A 7,010-nucleotide genomic window follows, 5' to 3' on the forward strand; every position below is an offset into this window, starting at 1 on the left:
AATGTTAGGGAACTTGGTCTGTGCCTGGGTCATGGGAGTTGTTTTGCCTCTTTCAGTCCAGAAATTGATCACCTCTGTAGCTTGGTTGAGGATGTCAATGCTTTCTGCTTCTTCAATCCAATGCTTAGATTCTAGTTCGTCTTTTAGTTGTTGCCACGCATCGTTACGAGGCCAAAAATAGTATGCTGTTAAAGGACTAGTTCCTTTGCCAACTACTTGATCGACTGCGATCGCCACATTTTTATCCAACCACAATACTTTTAATTTAAAACGGGATTCTGACTCCAATATAAGCCTCCAATAATTATATTAAGAAATATTTTGCATAGTAAACCAAAGACAATTATACATTAATCATTGAGGATTTATCATTTGACATTAAACATTTATCAATTTTGAGAATGCGATCGCCTTGAGTTAAATGATAATAATTGCTTGAATATCTTTTCAAGTCAACTTTGGTTTTAATCGGTAAGATTACTTAGAGTAAAAATTAGATTGGCTGCATTAATTTAGACGATCGCTAAATCCAATTTCCGACTAAAACAAACGGAGCCCAATAGTAAGGATGATTAAACTGTTCTGAATTGATTAACTCCAACTGAGCCTCTCTGAGAATTTGAGCCTTATTTTGAGAAGTAATTGCAATCTCCTGATAGAGCCGATTGACCAACAAAGCAGTAGACTCATCTGATACTGACCATAATGTACCCAATGTACTTCTTGCTCCTGATTTAAGGGCAATTCCCGCAATTCCCAAGGCAGCCCGATCGTCACCTTGAGCAGTTTGACAAGCACTCAATACTAGTAATTCAATCGGAATTAACTTGGGAGTTTCTTCCCTTACTTTTAATAACTGTTCGAGTTCATTAACATCAATGCGGTCGTCCCAAGTTAAGATAAACGTGTCTTCTGCTTTGGAGCTAAATTGACCGTGAGTTGCCAAATGTAGAATTGGTGCTTCGGTAGTGGCTTTTAAGGTTTGACGCAGACGATCATTAGTAAATTCTCGATCGAGCAGCAGTTGAGAATCGATATTAGCAGCTATATTTTGTACTTCAGTTTTGACTCCTGGTAATGCAACAAACCCTTGATTAGCTTCACTTAAACCTCCCACAACAGCTTCTATATTTTTATTTTCTAAAGTGGTAGATGGTAGTAGCTGCAATCCTGGAGTAAGGGCGATCGCATAATTTTCGAGGAGATATTGTTCGCCATCATAAAGAGCAGAGACAGGAAGATTGCGCAAGCTGCTATCTAGAACAAAGACTAAGGTTTCAATTTTGGCTGCTGCCAAATCTTTAATGCTAGGTTCGACTAACCAATTATAAAATTCTTGGGAATTAGCTTTTCTTCTTTTATTGGAGGCTGCGGGGTTAAATTGTCCTATTAATTCTCTAACTTGGCTTTGAATCTCATCTGCGGTGATATCTTGAGTATGCAACTTGATTGGTTGATCGGGAATAGAAGTTAAGACTGCTAGTTGGTTTTCGGTGACTATAGGGTAAATTGTGGCAGCAACAGGATCTAGGCGCTCGATTCGTTCTGGTGTGGCTTGTAAACAGGCTTGACGAAAATAGTTTTCTAGTTCCGCCATCTGTAAAGATTCGACAGTATTTCTAGCTTGAATTAGATTATCCTGAGTCGGTTGAGATATTAGTAACTCTATTAGCTGACGATAGACTGGTTCGACACTTTCACGGAAAGAGTATTGAGATTCTGGATTAAAAGCTACTAAATCTTCGCGGATCTGACCGAGATTATCCACTGCCTGTTGATAGGAAGCGATCGCTTTGTTGGTTTCTCCTTGAGTTTTAAAAATTCTGCCTAATTGCCATTGCCATTGATAAGCAATATCTTCAGCGACAATTTTTTCAGCCAAATCTAAAGCAGATTGATTGAGAGCGATCGCTCTAGTTAAATTTCCTTCTTGTTCTTCGAGATAAGCCAAAGTTCCTAGTGCATAGGATTCAGTGCGGACAATACCTTCAGACTTAGCAGACTCAGCAATAAGCTCTAATAACTGCTTGTGTTCTTGGTTAATTAGAGTGTCCGCTCTATTGACCAAAAGTTTCAGAGAACTCAGCCAAGATTGATTTTGAGGGGCAGATAATGCAGAATCTAGATGAGATTCTATAATAGCGATCTTTTTAATTAGATCGATTTTGGCAAAATTATTATGGGGCAGATCGAGAATTAAGTCTTGGCTTTGAACTGCTATTTCTCTGGCTGTTGTCCAATCTTGAGTCTCGATATAAATATCAATAGAGTTAAGTAAAGCGATCGCTTTAGTTTCTCCATTTTGAGAACTCGATACGACTGATTGCAAAAGTTTTATTGCTGTTTCGGGTTCGGAAAACTGGAGCGTCGCAGCCAAGTCAATTTTGGTTTTTGCCGTTGCCTCGATATCCTTGTCTTGAGTTAAAGCGATACTAGCCTCTAATTTTTCTCTGGCTGCGCTAAAGTCGCCGATAGTTGCATAGGTAATTCCCAAAGCTTTATAAGCCGATGCTTGCAAGCTCTGGGGCATAGTAGTCAATTGCAGTTCGGTGCTTTCCAGAATTTTTTGTGCGGTACGATATTGCCCTAGTTGTTGGAGAGCGATCGCTTCATTGATGGCAGCACCGACTTCTCCTTCAATATCCTTGTTTTTTTGATATATTTCTTTTGCTGCTCGAAAATTTAAAGCTGCTGCTTGAGGATTATCCTGTTTGAGCTTGAGATTGGCTTGGGTATTATAAACTTTAGCAACTAAATCTCCATTAACTTCTTGTTTTTCTAAAACTTTAGTAGCTGAGGCGATCGCTGTTTCTGCTTTGTCTAAATCCCCTATTTCCTGATAGCCAAGAGAAAGAAAATTATCAATTAAAATTTCGGTTTCTAAATCTACTGTTTCTGTATTGCGCCGTCTAATCAAATTTTGTTTAGCTTGCGACCAACTGGAAATCGCTGTTTCATAGTCTCCTCGGATCATCGCTTCTCTACCGCGATCGATTTCTTGTTGAACTATAGTGGGTAAACTTTGAGCAACTGTGACTGGAGCAATAACAATTCCCATCCCTAAACATATAGCAAAAATAGAGTTACGCATGGATACGGCTGAATTTAAAAACACAAACTACTTGTGCTTAGATTTCCCATTTGTCAAGGAAAACTATCACCAAAGTCTGGTGAGATTTCCACAACTTACGGTTAATTTTGGCAACTAGATCTAATCCAACGATGAGTAGACAGGGGAGTTAGAGCAACTAATTCTAATTCTCCATCGGCATTAATCATCGTCGTGGTTGCTTCGGTTAAAGGTGCAGGTACAGAAGCAACTTTAGCTGTTTCCTGTTTGACTGGACGTAAATCGTACCAAGTAGTGTTTAAAGAATGAGTCTGATAAGGACTATGAGGAACTCCCCCATTACCAGTAACTGCCAAGGTATTGTCTTCGCTAATTGGACAAACAGTCGTAATTAAACTAGTCGGATCTTCAATTTCGGTTGGCAGAATAACTTCTCCCAATTCTTTTTTCGATTCGGGACTTTGAATCTCCACTACTCCATCGAGTCCAAACTCCGATGAAGCATCAAGATCGCTAGTTAGATCGGTGAAAATCAGCTTGGTAGAGATGCTTATATTACCTCCAGAACCAAATACAGCATTAGCTTTGATATCACTATTGTTCCTGGTCAAAATCAAGTTAGAGTTATCGATAGTAATGTTTCCACCTGTAGCTGTACCAGTTGCCCGAACAGTTATCTGACTCTGATTGTCTAAATTAATATTGTCTGTAACCAGGTTAATATTGCCTTGAGTCCCTGCATTCACTTCTGCTTCCATAGTTGCAGAATTATCGAGATTCAATTCACTAGTGGTAATGTTTAAGTTACCAGAATTGCCATTATTTAAATTACTCACAGAGATATTACCTCGATCGCTCAGATCTAGGGTATCGGTATTAATATCGATTGAACCAGCAGCAAAATCGCCTTGAGATAAAGCCGAGATACTAGAAGATAATTGTGGTTGTTGGACATCGAAAACAGGCTCGCCAGAAGAAACTCCAGCAACATTTATATTTTGGGCATTAATTTTAATATTTCCTGCATCACCTTGACCTAAAGCATTCGCAGCAATTGAACCTCCGTCAATTAAATCTAAATTGTTGGTCATAATTTCAATATCACCACCATGATTAGACCCAGGTTCTTCAACACTGCTACTAATACCACTGCGAATTCCAAGCTGATTGAGAATAGTATCTTTGACTTCTATGTTCTCAGCGCGAATCAATAAATCTCCTCCATGTCCCGCACCAAAAGTACTAGTTAAAATTTGCCCTCCATCAGAAAGTTTGAGGTTAGGAGTTTCTACAGTTAAATTACCACCATTACCTGTCCCACTTTCAACAGTAGTTAATAATCCACTAGAAAAAAGTACAAATTCCTCTTGAATTTCTGGCAAAAAATTAGGAATTAGTCCCGCACCACTTATTTCAATTGATTCGGTAGCATTAACATTCAAATTTCCCGAATTACCCATGGCACGAGTTAAGGTAGTAATTTGACCCAGACCACTGCCTAGTTTTAACTGTTGGGTGTTAACGTTAATATCTCCTGCATTACCAATTCCCTGACTGAAAGAACTAATCAATCCTACATCGCGCACGAGTAATTCTTTGCTATTAATGTTAATATTTCCTGCGTTACCTATGCCAATAGTAGCTGACAGTATCTGAGAGCCATTTTGGACAATTAATCTGTCTGTATTAATATTTAAATCACCACCACGACCAGATGCTTCAGGTGAGGAAACAGTAGTAAAAATACCAGTATTAAAATTATTAGCAGATGACAAACCATCAATTTCTATATTGCTAGCATCGATTAAGAGATTGCCACTATCACCAAGACTAAAAGTTCCAGAACCAATTTGACCACCCTCTGTAATTGACAAACTATCAGTTTTAATAGCTAAATCACCGCCTTTGCCCGTGCCTAAAGCAGCACTAGTTAAAACACTACTAGAGCCATTAATAGGTGAAAATCCTGATACTTCTAGATTATTAGCATCAATTAAGATGTTGCCACTATCCCCAGTACCAAAACTTCCTGTAGCTGTCCAACTACCATCTTTTATCGATAAATTATCTGTTGTAATCGTTAAATTACTGCCTTTCCCAGTTCCTGTAGGCTCTACTGTATTGATAATAGAACTGACAAAAGGATTTTCATCTCCATCTAGAATTTCTAATGAATTAGCAGCATTAATATTTGTATTGCCACCATGATCATTACCAATAGTATTGCCAATAATAGCAGAACTATTTAGTAAAGAAATGTTATTACCTTGCATTTGAATGTTACCGCTACCATTGCCACTAACATCTATAGATGCTGCGTTACTCAGATTGATATCTTGAAAATTATCGCTTGGTTGATAACTAAAACTAAAACCATCATTAGTAGAAATCAAAGGAACATTGATATTTTCATTAACACTTCCTAATTCAATTCTTCCTCCAGGTGCAGTGAGATTTCCCCCTTGAAGATTAATTTCTCCCCCCATTAAAGCTAAAGTTTTGCCTGATGGTACTTCTAATCCTCTTGGTCTTAAATCTCGAATTGGTAAGAATGTTCCTGGCACTAAACTTAAATTGTTTCCTGCACCTCGTACTTCTATGGCTTGGGCTTGATTACCGAATTGCACCCCTACAGGAAGATTAATTGTTAATAGTGGCGGTGCTTCTGGGTTAGCTACGCTATATTCAAACCCATTCTCAAAAAGATAACTATCGGCAGTAGTAGCGAAAAATGAACCAGAAACATCTAAAGCTGCATTCTCCCCAAACACTATCCCATTAGGATTAAGTAAAAATAAATTAGCTGCGCCATTTACACCTAAAGTTCCCAAAATTTTAGAACTATTATTACCTGTAACGCGAGTCAAAATATTGGTTATGCCATTGGGATTAGCAAAATAAACGCTACTACCATTACCGATATTAAATTCAGCCAAACTATGAAAAAGATTACTATCTCGTATTGCTCCCCCTTCAATTAAATCAGCAATAGTATCTTTAACTGTAATATTAGGGGTAACGATTGAATTTTCACCACCTAAACTACTGTCAGGAATAACTTGAGCCATTACTTGACTGGGAAAGAAATTAATGGTGATTCCTGATAAAGTAAGCGGAATGACTTTCCATGGCAAACAATAATACTTCAACATAATCTAATTCGATCTCAAAATACTACTGATTAAAAACTATGACCCAAAGAAAAAGTTAGTCCATCTTCCTGTAAACTATCTCCTTCTACTTTGATATCTGTTAGGGGAACACCATAGTCAAGGCGAGCATTAAACCGATCTCCTGCATTGAAGTTTAAGCCCAGACCAATTGACATCAAAGAATCAATCTCAACGACGGCATTATCTTCCCCCCAGGGCAAACCAAAATCGACAAAAGGAACTAACTGAAAGACTCCAGCTAATTTTTGAATGCGTAGTACGGGAACTCTGAGTTCGGCAGAAGTAAATAATCCACTATCGGACAAGCTTAGATCTCGGCGATATCCCCGAACGCTGCTAGCACCCCCCAAGCGAAATTGCTCTAAAGGAACGAGATCGTTGGCTAGTTGAATATCGCCCCGTAATAGTAAAACAAAATCATCATCAAGCTGACGCGCCCATTGAGACTGTCCTCGCCAAGCAAAGAATTGACCATCAGGAGCATTATCGTTAATGGTGGCATCGAAAAGATCTACTCCCAAACTAAATTGCGATCGCAGAGCCACCACGCTACGATCATTCCGTTCGGTAAATTCTTGAAAAAAGCGCAAAGCACTAATATTAGTATTCCCTGACTCATCTGCGCCAATAGACAAAGGAAAAGGTTCATCTAGCAAAGAAGTTTCACTGTGCTGACGAGAAAAGCTTAAACCTAAAGCAATTTCTCGACTTGGCTTGGCAAAAATTGGCTGTCGAAGACTAAGTTCGTAATAGTTTGATTTAGTTTC

Annotated in this window: 4 protein-coding genes; all 4 read right to left on the minus strand. The window is 38.5% G+C overall.

Annotated features, from left to right (window positions below; translation table 11 throughout):
* On the minus strand, window positions 1-288 hold a 288-nt coding region (locus AC33VI_RS09965), incomplete at its 3' end, for a 30S ribosomal protein PSRP-3 (RefSeq protein ID WP_491782110.1).
* 235 nt (window positions 289-523) lie between these two features.
* Window positions 524-3,091 (minus strand): CHAT domain-containing protein, encoded by a 2,568-nt coding sequence (locus AC33VI_RS09970; RefSeq protein WP_491782111.1) that lies wholly within the window; start codon window positions 3,089-3,091, stop codon window positions 524-526.
* 101 nt (window positions 3,092-3,192) lie between these two features.
* Complete coding sequence (locus AC33VI_RS09975) at window positions 3,193-6,222, minus strand: two-partner secretion domain-containing protein (RefSeq protein WP_491782112.1); 3,030 nt, start codon at window positions 6,220-6,222, stop codon at window positions 3,193-3,195.
* A gap of 29 nt (window positions 6,223-6,251) precedes the next feature.
* The coding region (locus AC33VI_RS09980) for a BamA/TamA family outer membrane protein (RefSeq protein WP_491782113.1) at window positions 6,252-7,010 on the minus strand (759 nt) is incomplete at its 5' end.

Source organism: Waterburya sp. (assembly GCF_058530065.1).